At 74.8% G+C, this 17,987-nt stretch carries 17 protein-coding genes; 10 read left to right on the forward strand and 7 right to left on the reverse strand.

The window, feature by feature from the left end:
- Genes ACZ6MA_RS08295 through ACZ6MA_RS08305 form a run of 3 tightly spaced genes read left to right on the forward strand, consistent with a single transcriptional unit; the run spans window position 1 to window position 2,671 of the window.
- Window positions 1–849, forward strand: a complete 849-nt coding sequence (locus tag ACZ6MA_RS08295) for a CoA transferase subunit A (RefSeq protein WP_469432296.1) — start codon at window positions 1–3, stop codon at window positions 847–849.
- Entirely contained in the window at window positions 846–1,616 is a 771-nt protein-coding gene (locus tag ACZ6MA_RS08300; protein WP_469432040.1) for a CoA-transferase subunit beta, read from the forward strand. Before ACZ6MA_RS08295 ends, ACZ6MA_RS08300 begins: the two co-directional genes overlap by 4 nt.
- Window positions 1,613–2,671, forward strand: coding sequence for an NAD(P)H-dependent flavin oxidoreductase (locus tag ACZ6MA_RS08305; RefSeq protein ID WP_469432042.1), 1,059 nt, complete (start codon window positions 1,613–1,615; stop codon window positions 2,669–2,671). The genes ACZ6MA_RS08300 and ACZ6MA_RS08305 overlap by 4 nt, the downstream gene beginning before the upstream one ends.
- On the opposite strand, the gene ACZ6MA_RS08310 is transcribed toward ACZ6MA_RS08305, so the two are convergent.
- From ACZ6MA_RS08310 to ACZ6MA_RS08320, 3 genes are read right to left on the reverse strand one after another with little or no spacing between them, the layout of a single operon-like run.
- Window positions 2,655–3,812 carry an acetyl-CoA C-acetyltransferase gene (locus tag ACZ6MA_RS08310; RefSeq protein ID WP_469432043.1) on the reverse strand — a complete coding sequence of 386 codons (1,158 nt, stop codon included), beginning with the start codon at window positions 3,810–3,812 and terminating at the stop codon, window positions 2,655–2,657. The genes ACZ6MA_RS08305 and ACZ6MA_RS08310 overlap by 17 nt on opposite strands.
- Window positions 3,813–3,846: 34 nt before the next feature.
- Window positions 3,847–4,470, reverse strand: coding sequence for a TetR/AcrR family transcriptional regulator (locus ACZ6MA_RS08315; RefSeq protein WP_469432044.1), 624 nt, complete (start codon window positions 4,468–4,470; stop codon window positions 3,847–3,849).
- 14 nt (window positions 4,471–4,484) lie between these two features.
- On the reverse strand, window positions 4,485–5,309 hold the full coding sequence (locus ACZ6MA_RS08320; protein WP_469432045.1) for an SDR family oxidoreductase: 825 nt from the start codon (window positions 5,307–5,309) through the stop codon (window positions 4,485–4,487).
- Window positions 5,310–5,355: 46 nt separating this feature from the next.
- Here ACZ6MA_RS08320 and ACZ6MA_RS08325 point away from each other — a divergent pair, with 46 nt between their 5' ends.
- The 5 genes from ACZ6MA_RS08325 (at window position 5,356) to ACZ6MA_RS08345 (ending at window position 11,571) form a co-directional block, all read left to right on the forward strand.
- Window positions 5,356–6,297: an enoyl-CoA hydratase gene (locus ACZ6MA_RS08325; protein ID WP_469432047.1), complete on the forward strand. Its 942-nt coding sequence runs from the start codon at window positions 5,356–5,358 to the stop codon at window positions 6,295–6,297.
- Entirely contained in the window at window positions 6,297–7,472 is a 1,176-nt protein-coding gene (locus ACZ6MA_RS08330; RefSeq protein ID WP_469432048.1) for an acyl-CoA dehydrogenase family protein, read from the forward strand. The genes ACZ6MA_RS08325 and ACZ6MA_RS08330 overlap by 1 nt, the downstream gene beginning before the upstream one ends.
- The gene (locus tag ACZ6MA_RS08335; RefSeq protein WP_469432050.1) at window positions 7,469–8,485 is read left to right on the forward strand and encodes an acyl-CoA dehydrogenase family protein; all 1,017 of its coding nucleotides are present in this window, start codon (window positions 7,469–7,471) and stop codon (window positions 8,483–8,485) included. Before ACZ6MA_RS08330 ends, ACZ6MA_RS08335 begins: the two co-directional genes overlap by 4 nt.
- Before the next feature lie 121 nt (window positions 8,486–8,606).
- Window positions 8,607–9,149 (forward strand): MarR family winged helix-turn-helix transcriptional regulator, encoded by a 543-nt coding sequence (locus ACZ6MA_RS08340; protein WP_469432051.1) that lies wholly within the window; start codon window positions 8,607–8,609, stop codon window positions 9,147–9,149.
- 136 nt (window positions 9,150–9,285) lie between these two features.
- Window positions 9,286–11,571, forward strand: coding sequence for a heavy metal translocating P-type ATPase (locus tag ACZ6MA_RS08345; protein WP_469432053.1), 2,286 nt, complete (start codon window positions 9,286–9,288; stop codon window positions 11,569–11,571).
- A 36-nt stretch (window positions 11,572–11,607) separates the two neighbouring features.
- On the opposite strand, the gene ACZ6MA_RS08350 is transcribed toward ACZ6MA_RS08345, so the two are convergent.
- The 4 genes from ACZ6MA_RS08350 to ACZ6MA_RS08365 all read right to left on the reverse strand — a co-directional run bounded on the left by ACZ6MA_RS08350 (window position 11,608) and on the right by ACZ6MA_RS08365 (window position 15,388).
- Entirely contained in the window at window positions 11,608–12,156 is a 549-nt protein-coding gene (locus tag ACZ6MA_RS08350; protein WP_469432054.1) for a hypothetical protein, read from the reverse strand.
- Window positions 12,153–13,691 (reverse strand): ATP-binding protein, encoded by a 1,539-nt coding sequence (locus tag ACZ6MA_RS08355; protein ID WP_469432297.1) that lies wholly within the window; start codon window positions 13,689–13,691, stop codon window positions 12,153–12,155. The genes ACZ6MA_RS08350 and ACZ6MA_RS08355 overlap by 4 nt, the downstream gene beginning before the upstream one ends.
- Window positions 13,692–13,744: 53 nt before the next feature.
- Entirely contained in the window at window positions 13,745–14,443 is a 699-nt protein-coding gene (locus tag ACZ6MA_RS08360) for a response regulator transcription factor (protein WP_338932583.1), read from the reverse strand.
- 177 nt (window positions 14,444–14,620) lie between these two features.
- Complete coding sequence (locus ACZ6MA_RS08365; protein ID WP_469432056.1) at window positions 14,621–15,388, reverse strand: PaaX family transcriptional regulator C-terminal domain-containing protein; 768 nt, start codon at window positions 15,386–15,388, stop codon at window positions 14,621–14,623.
- An 86-nt stretch (window positions 15,389–15,474) separates the two neighbouring features.
- Between ACZ6MA_RS08365 and ACZ6MA_RS08370 the strand changes: the two genes are divergently transcribed.
- Window positions 15,475–17,121: an acyl-CoA dehydrogenase family protein gene (locus ACZ6MA_RS08370; RefSeq protein WP_469432058.1), complete on the forward strand. Its 1,647-nt coding sequence runs from the start codon at window positions 15,475–15,477 to the stop codon at window positions 17,119–17,121.
- Complete coding sequence (locus tag ACZ6MA_RS08375; RefSeq protein ID WP_469432059.1) at window positions 17,118–17,912, forward strand: crotonase/enoyl-CoA hydratase family protein; 795 nt, start codon at window positions 17,118–17,120, stop codon at window positions 17,910–17,912. Before ACZ6MA_RS08370 ends, ACZ6MA_RS08375 begins: the two co-directional genes overlap by 4 nt.
- Window positions 17,913–17,987: the final 75 nt, after the last annotated feature.

The raw sequence follows: 17,987 nt of genomic DNA on the forward strand, positions 1-17,987 counted from the left end.
ATGACCGCCGACGAGGCCGTCGGCCGGCTGGAGAGCGGCATGACCCTCGGCATCGGCGGCTGGGGCTCGCGGCGCAAACCGATGGCGCTCGTCCGGGCCCTGCTGCGCTCCGGCCTGACGGATCTCACCGTGGTCTCCTACGGCGGCCCGGACGTGGGCCTGCTGGCGGCGGCGGGACGGATCACCCGGCTCGTGACCGCCTTCGTCACCCTCGACTCCGTCCCGCTCGAACCGCACTTCCGGGCGGCCCGGCAGAGCGGCCGTCTGGAGCTGACGGAGCTGGACGAGGCGATGCTGATGTGGGGGCTGACGGCCGCCGCGCACCGGCTGCCCTTCCTGCCCGTCCGGGCCGGACTCGGCTCCGACGTCATGACGGTCAACCCGCGGCTGCGGACGGTCACCTCGCCGTACGCGGACGGCGAGGAACTCGTCGCGGTGCCCGCGCTGACCCTGGACGCGGCCCTCGTCCACCTCAACCGGGCGGACGCCCGGGGCAACGCCCAGTACCTCGGCCCGGACCCGTACTTCGACGATCTCTTCTGCGAGGCGGCGCGCGAGGCCTACGTCTCCTGTGAACAGGTCGTGGACAGCGCCGCGTTCGCGCCCGCGGGCGGCCCGCAGACCCTGCTGATCGGGCGGCACTGCGTCACCGGTGTGGTCCACGCCCCGGGCGGCGCGCACTTCACCTCCTGCGCCCCGGACTACGACCGCGACGAGGCCTTCCAGGCCGCGTACGCCGAGGCCGCCGCCGACCCGGTGGCGTGGCGCGCGTTCGCGGGCCGCTTCCTGTCGGGGGACGAGAACGACTACCGGGCCGCCGTCGCGGCCTTCGCCGGGGAGGGCGCGTGAGCGCGGACGCGACGACGGGCGTGACCCGTGCCGAGTACTGCGTCCTCGCCTGCGCGGAGGCGTGGCGCGGCGCCGGGGAGGTCCTGGCCGCCGCGATGGGGCTCGTCCCGACGGCCGGCGCGCGGCTCGCGAAGCTCACCTTCTCCCCCGCCCTGCTGCTGACCGACGGCGAGGCGGCGCTGATGGGCGACGTGCCCGCGCTCGGGGCGGCGTCCGAGGTGAGCGAGGGGTGGCTGCCCTACCGCCGGCATCTGGCCCACGTCACCGGCGGCAGGCGGCACGTGATGATGGGCGCGAGCCAACTGGACCGCCACGGCAACCAGAACATCTCCTGCGTCGGCGACTGGAAGCGGCCCGACCGCCAGCTCCTGGGGGTGCGCGGCGCTCCCGTCAACACCGTGAACAACCCCACCAGTTACTGGGTGCCCCGGCATTCGCCGCGGGTGCTGGTGGAGCGGGTCGACATGGTGTGCGGTGTGGGCTACGACCGGGCGGCGGCGGCCGGCCCGTCCGCGACCCGTTTCCACCACCTCCACCGTGTGGTCACCGATCTGGCCGTGCTCGACTTCGAGACCCCGGACCGCACGATGCGGGTGCGGTCCCTGCACCCGGGGGTCACGCCCGCCGAGCTGCGGGCGGCGACCGGCTTCCCCCTCGCCGTGCCCGACGACGTGCCGCGCACCCGCGAGCCGACGGCCCGTGAACTGCGCCTGATCCGCGAGGTCGTCGACCCCGCCGGGCTGCGCGGGCGGGAGGTGCCCCGGTGAGGACCGCGCTCACCGACCTGGTCGGCGTCCGCCATCCCGTCGTGCAGACCGGCATGGGCTGGGTCGCGGGGCCGCGTCTCGTCGCGGCGACGGCGAACGCGGGGGCGCTCGGCATCCTGGGCTCCGCGACCATGACGCCCGGCCGGCTCCGGGAGGCGGTCCGCGAGGTGCGGCTGCGCACCGACCGCCCGTTCGGGGTGAATCTGCGCGCCGACGCCGAGGACGCGGGGGAACGGGTGCGGATCATCATCGGCGAGGGCGTGCGGGTCGCCTCCTTCGCGCTCGCCCCCTCGCGCGAGCTGATCGCCCGCCTGAAGGACGCCGGGGTCGTCGTCATGCCGTCCGTGGGCGCGCGGCGGCACGCGGAGAAGGTCGCGGCGTGGGGCGCGGACGCGGTCGTCGTGCAGGGCGGCGAGGGCGGCGGGCACACCGGGGGCGTCGCGACGACGGTCCTGCTGCCCCAGGTGGTCGACGCGGTGGACGTCCCGGTCGTCGCGGCGGGCGGCTTCCACGACGGCCGGGGCCTGGTCGCCGCCCTCGCCTTCGGGGCGGCCGGGGTGGCGATGGGGACCCGGTTCCTCCTGACGGCCGACAGCACGGTGCCGGCGGCCGTGAAGGCCGCCTACCTCGCGGCATCCGTCGGTGACGTCACGGTCACCACGAAGGTCGACGGCCTCCCCCACCGCGTGCTGCGCACGCCGTTCGTCGACGCCCTGGAGCGCTCGGGCCGGGCCCGGGCGCTGCTGCGGGCGGTACGGCACGCCCACTCCTTCCGCGCGGTCTCCGGGCTGACCTGGCCCCGGATGCTGCGCGAGGGGCTGGCGATGCGGCACGGCAGGGAGCTGACCTGGAGCCAGGTGCTGCTGGCCGCGAACACCCCGATGCTGCTCAAGGCCGCCATGGTGGACGGCCGTACGGACCTGGGGGTGATGGCCTCGGGGCAGGTGGCGGGGCTCGTCGAGGATCTGCCGACCTGCGCGGAGCTGGTGGAGCGCGTCATGCGGGAGGCCCACGAGACGCTCGCGGGCCTCCCGCCGGTCACAGCCGCTCGATGACGGTGACGTTCGCCTGGCCGCCGCCCTCGCACATCACCTGGAGGCCGTAGCGCCCGCCGGTGCGCTCCAGTTCGTGCAGCAGGGTGGTCATCAGCTTGACGCCGGTGGCGCCCAGGGGGTGGCCCAGGGCGATGGCGCCGCCGTTGACGTTGACCCGCTCGGGGTCGGCGCCCGTCTCGTGCTGCCAGGCCAGGACCACGGGGGCGAAGGCCTCGTTGATCTCGACCAGGTCGAGGTCGGCCATCGCGAGGCCGGTCTTCTTCAGCGCGTGCGCCGTGGCGGGGATGGGCGCGGACAGCATCCGGATGGGGTCCTCGCCGCGGGCCGAGAGGTGGTGGATCCGGGCGCGCGGGGTCAGCCCGTGGTCGCGCACGGCGCGCTCGCTCGCGAGGAGCATGGCCGCCGCGCCGTCCGAGACCTGTGAGGAGAGGGCCGCGGTCAGCCGCCCGCCGGGCATGACGGGCGGGAGGGCCGCCATCTTCTCCCGCGTGGTGTCGCGGCGCGGGCCCTCGTCCGTCGTCACCTCGCCGTAGGCGACGAGTTCGCGGTCGAAGCGGCCCTCGTCGACGGCCCGCAGCGCCCGCCGGTGCGAGCGGAGGGCGAATTCCTCCATGGCCGGGCGGGTGATGCCCCACCGCTCGGCGATCAGCTCGGCACCGTGGAACTGGCTGACGGGCCGGTCGCCGTAGCGTTCCCGCCAGCCGCGCGACCCGGCGAACGGCCCCTCGGTCAGCCCCAGCGGCTCGGTGGCCCGGCGGGTGGCGTACCCGATGGGGATCTGCGACATGTTCTGCGTGCCGCCCGCGACGACCAGGTCCTGGGTGCCGGAGAGCACGGCCTGGGCGGCGAAGTGGACGGCCTGCTGGGAGGACCCGCACTGCCGGTCGACGGTGACGCCGGGCACCTCCTCCGGCAGCCCGGCGGCCAGCCAGCTGGTCCGGGCGATGTCACCGGCCTGCGGCCCGACCGCGTCGAGACAGCCGAAGACGACGTCCTCGACGGCGGCCGGGTCCACACCCGTGCGCTCCATCAGCGCCGTGAGGACGTGCGCCCCGAGATCGGCGGGGTGAACGGAGGCGAGGGCGCCGTTCCGTTTGCCGACGGGGGTGCGTACCGCCCCGACGATGTACGCCTCGGCCATGGCTGCTCCTTCGGCAGATGGTGTCCGTGCGGGCCTATGCGGCGGGTTCCCTCCCGGCGATGCCGTCCAGCACCATCGACAGGTACTGCCGGGCGATCTCCTCGGGGCGGTGCGCCCCGCCCGGCCGGTACCAGGACGCGGCGACCCAGACGGTGTCGCGCACGAAGCGGTAGACGAGCCGGATGTCGAGGTCGGCGCGGAAGGACCCGTCGGCCACGCCGCGCTCGAGCGTGCCCAGCCAGGCCTTCTCGAACTTCCGCTGCGATTCCGCGAGGTAGCCGAAGCGGGGCTGGGTGACCAGGTGCCGGGACTCCTTCTGGTAGATGGCGACGGCGGCGCGGTGCCGGTCGATCTCCCGGAAGGACTCCGTGACGAGGGCCTCGACGGTCGCCCGGGGGGCGAGACCGGCGTCGAGCACGGCGTCGTAGCCGGTCCACAGCTCGTCCAGGAAACCGGAAAGGATCTCGTCGAGCATCGACTCCTTGGAGTCGAAGTGGTAGTAGAGGCTGCCCGCGAGCAGTCCCGCCTCGTCGGCGATCCGGCGGACGGTGGTGGCGTTGTAGCCCTGCGCGGCGAATACCTCGGCGGCGGTCGCGAGGAGTTCGCGGCGCCGTTCGGGAGGGGGGTTCGCGGTGGTCTTCCTGCTGTTCGTCGGCACGCTCCCATTGTCGGTCACGCCCGCTGGCTGCTGACGGAGACCGTCTCCCCGGTCATGTACGAGGAGTAGCCGCTGGCGAGGAAGACGATCACGTTGGCGATCTCCCAGGGCTCGGCGGGGCGCCAGAACGCCTCGCGCCCGGTCAGCTCGGCGAGCAGCCCGGGCGTGGTGACCTTCGCCAGGTGCGGATGCATGGCCAGGCTCGGGGAGACGGCGTTGACGCGCACCCCGTAGGCGGCGGCCTCCACGGCGGCGCAGCGGGTGAGGGCCATGACGCCGGCCTTGGCGGCGGCGTAGTGGGCCTGCCCGCGCTGGGCGCGCCAGCCGATGACGGAGGCGTTGTTGACGACGACTCCGCCGCCGGTGCCGTGCCGCAGCCGGCGCAGGGCGGCGCGGGTGCAGCGGAAGGTGCCGGTGAGGGTGGTGTCGAGGACCCGGTCCCACTGCTCGTCGGTCATGTCCACCAGATCGGCGGTGCCGCCGAGACCGGCGTTGTTGACGACGACGTCCAGGCCGCCGTGCCGCTCCTCGGCGAGGTCGAACAGGGCGGCGACCTGGCTCTCCTCGGTGACGTCACAGGTCAGCCCGGCGACGGCGCGGGCGCCGAACTCGTCGGCGAGCGTGGCGACGCAGCCGCGCAGACGGCGCGCGTGGAGGTCGCCGAGCACCACGCGGGCGCCCTCCTCCAGGAAGCGGCGGGCGGTGGCACCGCCGATCCCGGCACCGGCGGCGGCGGTGATCACGGCGGTACGGCCGGCCAGCAGGGCGTGACCGGGGAGATAGGACGGCGGGCCCGGGGGGCGAGCGCTGGCCGGAGCGGACTCCTCGACGCTGCTCATGGCCGTACGTTAACCTACCAAACACTTGTTAGGGAAGGAGTGGCGGATGGCCCCCGACCATGACGACGGCCGCGACGGTGACGTGCGTGACGGCCACGACGGCCGAGCCCCCGACCCCGCCGCGGGACCGGGGGATCCGGTGGTGCGCTACGAACGGCGGGGCCCGGTCGCGACCGTCACCATGAACCGGCCGGAGTACCGCAACGCCCAGAACTCCGCGATGACCTACGCCCTGGACGACGCCTTCGCCGCGGCCTCGGCCGACGACGAGGTCAAGGTCGTCGTCCTCGCCGGGGCGGGTGCGCATTTCTCCGCCGGTCACGACATCGGCTCCCCGGGGCGCGACGCCGACGTCCCCTTCGCCCGCCGGGCGGGCCTGTGGTGGGACCACTGCGGCAAGGAGGGCGCGGAGCGCCGCTTCGCCCGCGAGTCCGAGGTCTATCTGGGCATGTGCCGCCGCTGGCGCGAACTGCCGAAACCGATGGTCGCCGCCGTCCAGGGGGCCTGTGTGGCGGGCGGGTTGATGCTGGCCTGGGTGTGCGATCTGATCGTGGCGAGCGAGGACGCCTTCTTCGCCGACCCGGTCGTCCGGATGGGCATCCCCGGCGTCGAGTACTTCGCCCATCCGTGGGTGATGCCGCCCCGGGTCGCCAAGGAGTTCCTCTTCACCGGCGACCGGATGAGCGCGCGGCGGGCGCACGAGGTCGGGATGGTCAACCACGTGGTGCCCCGCGAGCGGCTCGCCGGGCGCACCCGCGAGCTGGCCGAACGGGTGGCGGAAATGCCGCGCATGGGTCTCGCCCTCGCCAAGCGGGCCGTCAACCAGGCCGAGGACCTCCAGGGGCTGCACAGCGGACTGGACTCGGTGTTCGGCCTCCATCACCTCGCCCACGCGCACAACGCGGAGACCACCGCCGATCCGCTCGGCGGGATGGACGTCACCGCGCTGAAGGCGCGGGCACAGGGGCGCGGGGGGACGCGGCGCTGATGGATCTCGACTTCACCCCCGCCGAGGATGCCTTCCGCCACGAGGCCCGCGCCTGGCTGGCGGCCCACGTGCCCCGCCCGCCCCTGCGGTCCCTGGAGACCGCGGAGGGGTTCGCCGAGCACCGGGCCTGGGAGCGGACGCTGTTCGCCGACCGCTGGTCGGTGGTGTCCTGGCCGGCCGCGTACGGCGGCCGGGACCGCTCGCCGCTGGAGTGGCTGGTCTTCGAGGAGGAGTACTACGCGGCCGGTGCCCCCGCCCGGGTCGCCCAGAACGGCATCCACCTCCTGGCCCCCACCCTCTTCGCGCACGGCACCGACGAGCAGCGGGCCCGCGTCCTGCCGCCCATGGCGAGCGGTGCGACGATCTGGGCGCAGGCCTGGTCCGAGCCGGAGGCGGGTTCCGACCTCGCCTCCCTGCGCTCCGTCGGGGTGCGCACGGCGGGCGGCTGGCTGCTCCGGGGGCAGAAGACGTGGTCCTCGCGGGCCGCCTTCGCCGACCGCGCGTTCGGCCTGTTCCGCACCCACGCCGACGCGGACCGCCCGCACCGGGGGCTGACGTACGCGATGTTCCCCCTCGACGCGGACGGGGTGACCGTGCGGCCCGTACGGCGCCTCGACGGCAAGCCCGCCTTCGCGGAGATCTTCCTCGACGACGTCTTCGTGCCGGACGCGGACATCGTCGGGGAGCCCGGGCGGGGCTGGTCCGTCGCCATGAGCACGGCAGGCAGCGAACGGGGGCCGGTGCTGCGCAGCCCCGGCCGCTTCACCGCCGCCGCACGCCGGCTCGTGGGGCTGTGGCACACCTACGGCGACGTCGGCGACCCGGTCCTGCGGGACCGGGTCGCCGACGTCGTGATCCGGGCCCGCGCCTATCAGCTGTCCGCCTACGCCGACGCCACCCGCCCGGCCGCGGGAGGCGGGCCGGACGCGAAGTCCAGTCTCACCAAGGTGTTCTGGTCCGAGCTGGACCTCGCCCTCCACGAAACCGCCCTGGACCTGCTCGGCCCCTACGGTGAACTCGCCGACGGGGCGCGGGACGCCCCCGCGCACGGCGTCTGGGCGGACGGCTACACCTTCGCCCTGGCCGGACCGGTCTACGCGGGCACCAACGAGATCCAGCGGGACATCATCGCCGAGCGGCTGCTCGGGCTGCCGAGGGGAACGCGCCGCGCATGAGGTTCGTACTGGACACCGAGCAGACCGCTTTCGGCGACAGCCTCGACCGGCTGCTGGCCGCCGCCGGCACCCCGGCGGTCGTGCGGGCGTGGGCGGACGGCGACCACAGGCCGGGGTTCACGTTGTGGGAGCGGCTCGCGGACGCCGGGGTCTTCGCCCTCGCCGTGCCCGGCGGGCACGGCGGTGTGGGGCCGCTGCCCGTCGAGCTGTCCGTCGCCTTCGTCGCCCTGGGCCGGCACGCCGTGCCGGGCCCGCTGGTCGAGACGGTCGCCACGGCGGCGCTGCTGTCCCGTCTCGCCGAGCACGGTGTGGCGGCACCCGCCGATCGGTGGCTGCCCCTCATCGCCGCCGGGACGGCACGGGTGACGGTGGCCCTGGCGGGCGGCGGCCCGTACGCGCTGGACGCCGACGCCGCCGACGCGGCCTTCGTGGTGACGGGCGATCAGCCCACGCTGTGGCGCGCCACCGGCCACGGGCCGGTGCAGCCCTCGCTGGATCCCGCGCGGCGGCTGTCGCGCCCGCTGCCCGGCGGGGAAGTGCTCGCGGACGGTCCCGCCGTGCGGGACGCGGCCGCTCACGCCACCGGCGTGGCCGCGTTCACGACGGCTGCCCAGGCGCTCGGCGTGGGGCTGGCCCTGCTGGAGCGCACGGTCGCGTACGCCAGGGCCCGTACCCAGTTCGGGGCGGCCATCGGCTCGTTCCAGGCGGTCAAGCACCGGCTGGCCGACGCGCTGCTCGGGCTGGAGTTCGCCCGGCCCCTGCTCCACGGTGCCGCCGTGGCCCTCGCGTCCGGGGCGCCGGGCGCCGGGGCAGACATCGCCGCGGCCAAGGCCGCCGCCTGCGACGCGGCGTACGCGGCCGCCCGTACCGCCCTTCAAGTGCACGGCGCGATCGGCTACACCGCCGAGTACGACCTGTCCCTGTGGCTCGGCAAGGCCAGGGCGCTGCGGTCGGCGTGGGGCACGCCGGCGGCCTGCCGGGCCCGCGCGCTGGAGCTGTACGCCGAGGGGTAGCCGGCCCCGCGGCCCGAGCGGCCGTGCCGTGGGCAGCGGGCGAGTCGTGTCCTCCTTCGGCGCGTCGCCCGGGAGACGGCACAATCACTCTCCAGTGCACCGACCGGAGAGGACCGACACCGTGGGCCATGAGACCGGGGGTGCCGGGAGCGCCGGGGCCGCGGAGGACATCGTCGCGCGCGTGCTGCGCCAGTGGCAGCGGGTCCACCCCGGGCTCGACACCGCGCCGATGGCCGTGATCGGCAGGCTGAACCGCTGTGCGGCCCTGCTCCAGCAGGCCACCGATGCCCCGTTGGCGGGCGAGGGGCTGTCGCGGGGGGAGTTCGACGTCCTCGGCACGCTGCGGCGCACCGGCCGGGAGCTGACGCCGGGGCAGATCGCACGGGAGACCTTCGCCTCGGGGGCCGCGGTCACCAAGCGGCTGCGGGTGCTCGAAGGGCGCGGGCTCGTCTCCCGCCGGCCCGACGACCGGGACCGCCGGGTCGCCCATCTGTCGCTCACCGAGAGCGGTGGTGCGCTCATCGACCGGCTGGTCCCGCAGCAGGTCGCCTACGAGGGCGCCCTGCTGGCCGGACTCGGCGTGGAGCGCCGGGACGATCTCGCCGCGACCCTGGCCGACCTTCTCGTCCTTCTGGAAGGGCGGATCGGCGGGCTCCAGCCCTGAGCGGACGCTCCGCCCCGGTGGCGGAGCACATCGGACAGCCTCCGGCCTCACTTGCGAGCAGCTACCCCTGGGGGGTATACATGTCCTCGATGGATACCCCCTGGGGGTATCAAGAGCCCTGGAAGTGGGAGCAGCGATGACCACGACGACCACCGATACCGCCCGGGATTCCCGGGTCGAACTCGCCATCGGCGGCATGACCTGCGCCTCGTGCGCCGCGCGGATCGAGAAGAAGCTCAACCGCATGGACGGCGTGACCGCCACGGTCAACTACGCCACCGAGAAGGCGCAGGTCACCTATCGTGCGGACATCGCGGTGGCCGAGCTGGTCGCCACGGTGGAGGCCACGGGGTACACGGCCGCGCCGCCCGCGCCCGTACGGGCCACCGGCGCGGACGGCGGGCATGACGGGCGCGGCGGGGCCGGGGGGAGCGCGGAGGCGGACGCGCTGCTGCCGTTGCGGCAGCGGCTGGTCACGGCGGTCCTGCTGGCCGTTCCGGTGGTCCTGCTCGCGATGGTGCCGGCCTGGCAGTTCACCTATTGGCAGTGGCTGTCCCTGACGCTGACCGCGCCCGTCGTCACCTACGCGGCGTGGCCCTTCCACCGGGCCGCCTGGACCAACGCCCGGCACGGCGCGGCCACCATGGACACCCTGATCTCCGTCGGCACCTCGGCGGCGTTCGCGTGGTCGGTGTGGGCGCTGTTCTTCGGCAGCGCCGGCATGCCCGGCATGACCCACGGCTTCGAGCTGACCATCGCACGCGGTGACGGCGCGGGGAACCTCTATCTGGAGGCGGCCGCGGGGGTCACCGCGTTCGTCCTGGCGGGGCGCTACTTCGAGGCCCGCTCCAAGCGCCGGGCCGGGGCCGCGCTCCAGGCGCTGCTGGAGCTGGGCGCCAAGGAGGTGACCGTGCTGCGGAACGGCCGCGAGGAGCCGGTCCGCGTCGAGGACCTGGCGGTCGGGGACCGGTTCGTGGTCCGGCCCGGCGAGAAGATCGCCACGGACGGCACCGTCGTCGAGGGCGGTTCCGCCGTGGACGCCTCGATGCTGACGGGTGAGTCGGTGCCGGTCGAGGTCGGCGTGGGCGACACGGTGACGGGAGCGACGCTCAACGCGGGCGGCCGGCTCGTCGTGGAGGCCACCCGGGTCGGTGCCGACACCCAGCTGTCGCGGATGGCCCGGATGGTGGAGGACGCCCAGAACGGCAAGGCGGCGGCCCAGCGGCTGGCCGACCGGATCTCCGCGGTCTTCGTGCCCGTCGTCATCGCGCTGGCGCTCGGCACGCTCGCGTTCTGGCTGATCAGCGGTGCGGGACTGACCGCCGCGTTCACGGCCGCGGTGGCCGTGCTGATCATCGCCTGCCCGTGTGCGCTGGGGCTGGCCACACCGACGGCCCTGATGGTGGGCACGGGCCGGGGCGCGCAGCTGGGCATCCTCATCAAGGGGCCCGAGGTGCTGGAAACCACGCGGCGGGTCGACACGATCGTCCTGGACAAGACCGGCACGGTCACCACCGGCCGGATGGCGTTGCGCCACGTCCACACCGTCGACGGCACGGCCGGGACCGAGGCACTGCGGCTGGCCGGGGCACTGGAGCACGCGTCCGAACACCCGATCGCCCGGGCGGTCGCGGCGGGCGCCGCCGAGCAGACCGGCACGCTGCCCGTGCCGGAGGACTTCGTGAACCTGCCGGGTCGGGGCGTCCAGGGTGTCGTCGAGGGCCACGCCGTGCTCGTCGGCCGGGAGAAGCTGCTGGCCGAGTGGGCCATCGCGCTGCCGGCGGAGCTGGAGCGGGCGAAGGCCGCGGCCGAGGCGGCGGGGCACACCGCCGTCCTGGTGGCCTGGGACGGCGCGGCCCGGGCGGTGCTGGAGGTGGCGGACGCGGTGAAGGAGACCAGCGCCGAGGCCGTCGGCCGGCTGCGAGCCCTGGGGCTGACCCCGATCCTGCTCACGGGCGACAACCGGGCCGTGGCCGAATCGGTCGCCGCCGAGGTCGGTATCGACGAGGTGATCGCCGAGGTTCTGCCGCAGGACAAGGTCGACGTCGTCAAGCGGCTCCAGGGCGAGGGGCGGGTCGTCGCGATGGTCGGCGACGGCGTCAACGACGCGGCCGCGCTCGCCCAGGCGGACCTCGGGCTCGCGATGGGCACCGGCACGGACGCGGCCATCGAGGCGGGCGACCTCACGCTCGTTCGGGGGGACCTGCGGGTCGCGGCGGACGCGATCCGGCTGGCGCGCCGGACGCTGGGGACCATCAGGTCGAACCTGTTCTGGGCCTTCGCCTACAACGTGGCTGCGCTGCCGCTGGCGGCCTCGGGACTGCTCAACCCCATGATCGCGGGTGCCGCGATGGCCTTCTCGTCGGTCTTCGTCGTCGGCAACAGCCTGCGGTTGCGCGGCTTCCGTCCCCTGGGCCGGTAGACCCCGCGGCACCGGCGCCCGGCGCCCGAAGTGCCGTCAGGGCCGCGGGGACACGGACGGGGCGGGGCGGCCGGTCTGCGGGAAGACGGAGGCACAGACCTGGTCGGGGACGGACTTTCCGCCCCCGACCAGGCTCACTTTCACCTCGTCGGCAGGCAGCTTGCCCGGCACCCCGTTGTGGGCCGCGGTGCACACGAGCTGGTTGCGGGCGGTCCGGGTGAGCCGGGAGACGTCCGTCGCCAGCCGGATGACGACGCGGTCGGTGCTGGTGGAGACGTCCACACCGCCGACCTTCGGCAGCTCGGAGTAGTAGCCGCGCAGCCGCTCGGGCTCGTTGGGCCCCTTCAGCAGGAGCGGTACCGCGTCCTCCGCGGTCACCGCGTCACCGGCCGGCCGGCTCACCGGCACCACGCCCCCCGGGTAGGCGAAGTACAGCACGGCCTGCGTCGCCGGAACGCCGGGCCGTTTGGCGCCGGTGGCCGGGTAGCCCACGTCGATGACCTCGGTGGGTTCGATGCCGCACCCGGCCAGCGCGGTGAGCGCACCGAGCAGGGCCGCGACGGCGGCCGCCCTTCGCGTCCTCATGGTGTCCCCTTCTCGTTTGGCCCGGTCCCGCCGAACTCCCCGGACTCCCCGCTCTCGCCGAATTCCCCGCGCCGCAGCGGAAGGTCCACGGTGAACACCGCGCCCCCCGCGGGGCCGTTGGCGGCCCGTACGGTTCCGTCGTGCAGCCGGACGTTCTCCAGGGTGATGGCGAGCCCGAGCCCGCTGCCCTCGGAGCGGGCCCGGGCGGAGTCCGCTTTGAAGAACCGCTCGAAGACGTGCGGCAGCACCTCGGGGTCGATGCCCGCGCCCCGGTCCGCGATCTCGATCAGCAAACGCTGTTCCCCGGCCCCGCCGGCCGCCTTCGCCGTGCGGACCGCGACGCTCACCGGTTCGCCGCCGTGCTTCAGCGCGTTGCCGACGAGGTTGGCGACCACGACGTCGATCCGGCGCGGATCCAGCCGGGCCCGGACGCCCTCGGGCAGATCGGCGGCGACCTTGTCCTGCCAGCCGCGGGCCTGGAGGGTCTTGCGGACGGTCTCGGACACGTCGACCTCGTCCAGGTGGAGGGCCGCGGCGCCCGCGTCGAAGCGGGAGATCTCCATCAGGTCCTCGACCATACGGGCGAGCTTCCCGGTCTCCTCGCTGATGAGCCGCACGGCGTAGGCGGTGTCCGGGTCGAGCGTGGCGGCGTCCTCGTCCAGGACGTCGACGACGGCGGTCATCGCGGCCAGCGGGGTGCGCAGCTCGTGCGAGACGTCGGCCGCGAAGCGCCGGGAGTTGGCCTCCATGCGGCGCAGCTCGGCCACGTTCTCCTCCAGTGCCGCCGCCATGTCGTTGAAGGTCCGGGAGAGGTCGGCCAGCTCGTCGCGGCCCGTCACCTTCAGCCGGGTGTCCAGCTCGCCGGCGGTGATCTGCTGGGTGGCGCGCCGCAGCTCCCGTACGGGCCGCAGCACCCCGCGCGCGGCGATCAGGGCGGGGACCACGGCCAGCGCGATCGCGGGCAGCGCTCCGTTCTGGGCGGCCTGGACGAGCGCCTGCACATTGAGTTCGTCCTCGCGCAGCGGCAGTTTCGCGTACACCTCGAGGCCCGAGATCTCCCCGCCGTCCCCGCTGTAGGTGACGGGCAGTCCGATCGCCAGCCACGGCTTGCCGTCGAGTTCGATGCGCTGGAACGCCGCGATGCCCTTGTGGACCTTGCCCTGGACGCCGGCCGGGATGCCCCGGCCGCCGTTCGGGCCGGTGGGCGGGAAAAGGGGGCCGTCCTTGTAGCGGGTGTGGATGATCCAGCGCTGGGCCACCCCCGCCCGGTCGAGCCCCTCGGAGAGCTTCACGAGGTCGGCGTCCCGCGGGGGGAAGGGCACTTCGGGCACCTGCGAGTTGACCTGCGCGCGGAGGGTCTCCACGGCCGTGTCCTGGGTGCGCTTGAGGATCTTGGTGCGGGCCTCGCGGAAGGTCAGCCCCGCCGTGGTGAGCGCGCTGAGGGCGGCCACCAGCAGGAACGCCACGACGAGCCGCGCCCGCAGCCCCCGGGCGAAGGTGCCCAGCGCGGGGCGCCCGAGCCGCGTGTCCCGCAGCCGCGCGTGCCACGGGAGGCCGGGTCTCCCGGGGGTCGCGGGGGTCTTTCGGGTCACAGGGGCCCGAACCGGTACCCGAAGCCCCGCACGGTCTGGATGTACTTCGGTGACCGCGAGGAGTCCTCGACCTTGGTGCGCAGCCGCATCACACAGGCGTCCACCAGCCGGGCGTCACCGTGGTAGCTGTGCTCCCACACGTGTTCCAGCAGCTGCTGGCGGCTGAAGACCCGGCCCGGGGTGGCGGAGAGGTACAGCAGCAGCTTCATCTCGGAGGGGGCGAGGGCCAGGTCCTGGCCGTTCTTGGAGACGAGCAGGCCCGCGCGGTCGACGGTCAGGTCGCCGTGGGTCTCCGCGGGCTGGGTGACGGCCGGGTCCGGTCCGCCGTCGCTCGGGGCGGCCCGGCGCAGCACGGCCCGGATCCGCGCTTCGAGGACCTCGCCCCGGGCGGGCTTGACGATGTAGTCGTCCGCGCCGGCCTCCAGGCCGAGGACGACGTCGATGTCGTCGCCGCGCGCGGTGAGCATGATGATCGGGATCTGCTGGGTGGCGCGGATACGGCGGCACACCTCGAAGCCGCTCTTGTCGGGCAGCATCAGATCGAGCAGGACCAGGTCGGGGCGGAAGGACTCCAGGGCGGCGAGACCGGCCTCGCCGGTCGGCGCGGCCTCGACCTCGTGGCCGCGGCGGCGCAGGGTGAGAGTGACCCCTTCCCGTACGGCCCGGTCGTCCTCGATCAGAAGCACGCGTGACATGCGGACAGTATCGTTCCCCTCGGCGCACTCGTGCGCCTCGCGGGCCTGTGAGCAGCGCAACTGTCACCGACTGCTCATATTCACCGCCGCTGCCCCTGCCGCAGTGCCGCCCGCGGCGAGCGCCCCGCGGGCGCGTTCTCGCTCACGGACGGGCCGGTTGGTCAGGTTGGGCCGGGCTCAGCCACGATCGGGCCCGCCGATGTGCCGCAGCAGGAGCGCGCGGAAGTCCCGGTCGGTGCTCTCGTAGCGGTGCCGGAGCCGGTCGCCGGGCCAGTCGCCGGGGAGCAGGGCGGCGGGGAGCACCGGGTCGGCGAGGAGGTGGCGCAGGACCGCCGCCGAGACCATGAAGCGGTCCGCGAGGTTCTCGGTCCGCTCCGCGCGCAGCGCCGCCTCCAGCGCGCGGGCCCGCGCCGCCCAGCCGTCGAGGTCCCACAGCGTGGCGGCGAGCACGGCCGGATCGCCCTCGGGGACGCCGGTGAGCCGGGTGCACTGTTCGCCGATCACGTCGGGCGGGGCGTGGCCGGGGGCCCGCACCAGGTTGGCCGGGCGCAGCCAGCAGCCTTCGCGCAGCTCGGCCAGGCGCTGGGCGGCCATGGCCTGGCGGAGGGCGGCGCGGTCGGCCGCCGGGCGCCGTTCGGTGGTGACGACGGCGATCTCCCAGCCGCCGTCCCAGGGCCGGGTGCGCGGCGCCCGGCTGTCGTCCTGCCGGGCCTGACGGGCGAGGAGACGGTCGGTGAGCCGGTAGGTGCCGTCGCGTTGTTCGAGGTCGCCGGCGGCGACCATCCGGGTGAGGGCGGTACGGACGGTGCCCTCGGCGGTGCCGAAGAGTTCGCCGACGCGGACGAGGGCGCGGGCGGGCAGCGCGGGCGGGTGGTGGCCCAGCAGGGTGGAGAGCACGATCGAACGCGCGGTCAGCGGCGGCAGGGCGAGGGATCCGGTGTCCATGATGGGCGAAACCCTATCCATTACAGTCTTCGACCACGCATCATAAACTTGTAATGCCGGGCCGTACGCACCCCTCGGAGGTCGCTGTGAGCGCCACGCACGAAGTCCTCAACCAGGCTCCGCCCCTGACCGGCTTCACCACCGCCGACGATCCGGCGCTGCTGGAGGCGCTGCGCCGGGACGGCGGCGGTTGGGGCGAGGCGGAGGTGCGCGAGCTGGGCGCGCGCGCCGGGTCGCCGCAGACGCAGGAGTGGGCACGGCTGGCCGAGGCGCACCCCCCGGTACTGCGCACCCACGACCGTTTCGGCCACCGCCTCGACGAGGTGGAGTTCCACCCCGCCTGGCACCAGCTGATGACGGTGGCCGTGGAGAGCGGCCAGCACGCCGCGCCCTGGGCGGACGCCCGGCCCGGGGCGCATCTGGTGCGCGCCGCGAAGTTCTACGTCTGGGCCCAGGCCGAGCCGGGCCACGGCTGTCCGGTCTCCATGACGTACGCGGCGGTCCCCGCGCTGCGCGCCCAGCCCGAGCTGGCCGCCGTCTACGAGCCGCTGCTCGCCTCGCGCGCGTACGACTTCGGGCTGCGTCCGCCGACGGGCAAGCGGGGCCTGATCGCCGGGATGTCGATGACGGAGAAGCAGGGCGGCTCGGACGTGCGGGCCAATACGACGACGGCCGTGCCGGCGGGCGACGGCTCGTATGTGATCACCGGGCACAAGTGGTTCACGTCGGCACCGATGAGTGATGTGTTCCTGGTGCTGGCACAGACACCGGAGGGCCTGAGCTGTTTCCTCATGCCGCGCGTGCTGCCGGACGGCACCCGCAACGCGATGCGGCTGCAGCGGTTGAAGGACAAGCTCGGCAACCGCTCCAACGCCTCGGCCGAGATCGAGTACGAGCGGGCCGTGGCCTGGCCGGTGGGTGAACTCGGCCGTGGGGTGCGGACGATCGTCGAGATGGTCAACATGACCCGGCTCGACTGCGTCATCGGCTCGGCGGCCGGCATGCGCGCGGGTCTGCGGCAGGCCCTGCACCACAGCGCACACCGGCGGGCGTTCGGCGCCGAGCTGATCGACCAGCCGCTGATGCGCAACGTCCTGGCGGACCTCGCCGTGGAGTCCGAGGCGGCGACGCTGCTGGCGATGCGGCTCGCGGCGGCACTGGACGCCTCCGAGTCGGGTGACGCGGGCGAGGCGGCCCTGCGCCGGCTCGCGCTGGCGGCGGGCAAGTACTGGGTCTGCAAGCGCGGCAGCGCGCACGCCGCCGAGGCGCTGGAGTGCCTCGGCGGCAACGGATACGTCGAGGAGTCCGGCATGCCGCGGCTGTACCGGGAGGCACCGCTGCTCTCCATCTGGGAGGGCTCGGGCAACGTGGCCGCCCTGGACGTGCTGCGCGCCCTGACCCGGGAACCGGCGGCGCTGGACGCCTACTTCGCAGAGGTCGGCGCGGCGGCCGGGGCGGACGCCCGCCTCGACGCGGCGGCGGGGCGGGTACGCGAGCTGCTCGGCTCGCTGGCGGACCCGCACCGGGCCCAGCTGCTCGCCCGCCGGCTGGCCGAGCAGCTCACGCTGGTCCTCCAGGGCAGCCTGCTGGTGCGGCACAGCACCCCGGCCGTCGCGGACGCCTTCTGCGCGTCCCGGCTGGGCGGGGAGTGGGGGCACGCCTTCGGCACCCTGCCGGCGGGCGCCGACCTGGGGCCGATCATCGACCGGGCGGTGGCGAAGGACGCGCGGTGACGGACACCCGCGCCGGGGCGGCCGCCCCGGCGGTCCGTACCGAGCGCCGGGGGCCCGTCAGCACGGTGGTGCTGTCGCGGCCCGCCGTCCGCAACGCCGTGGACGGGCCGACGGCCCGGCGGCTGGCCGACGCCTTCCGGGCGTTCGAGGCCGACGACGGCGCACGGGTCGCGGTGCTGTGGGGCGAGGGCGGTACGTTCTGCGCGGGCGCGGACCTCAAGGCGATCGGCACCGGGCACGGCAATCGCGTCGCGCCCGACGGCGACGGCCCGATGGGCCCCACCCGGCTGCGGCTGTCCAAGCCGGTGATCGCCGCGGTGAGCGGCCACGCGGTGGCGGGCGGGCTGGAACTGGCCCTGTGGTGTGATCTGCGGGTGGCGGAGGAGGACGCGGTCTTCGGCGTCTTCTGCCGCCGCTGGGGCGTGCCGCTGATCGACGGCGGTACGGTCCGGCTGCCCCGGCTCGTCGGCACGAGCCGGGCCATGGACATGATCCTGACGGGCCGCCCGGTTCCGGCGGCGGAAGCCCACGCCATCGGGCTCGTCAACCGCCTCGTCCCGCCGGGCGGGGCGAGAGCGGCGGCGGAGGAGCTGGCGGCGGAGATCGCCCGCTTCCCCCAGACGTGTCTGCGCGGCGACCGGGCCGGCGTGCTGGACCAGGAGGGTCTGACGGAGGAGGCCGCGCTGGCGGCCGAACTCGCCTGCGGACTGCGGTCGTTGGCCGAGGCGCGCGAGGGCGCGGCCCGCTTCGCGGCGGGCTCGGGCCGGCACGGGGGCTTCCCACCCGGGTGAGCCCGGCGGCACACCACCGGGAGGCCCGGCGCCGGCACCGCGCGGCACCGGCACCGCACGCCCGCCCCGTCGGGG

Source organism: Streptomyces sp. NPDC042259 (assembly GCF_055582085.1).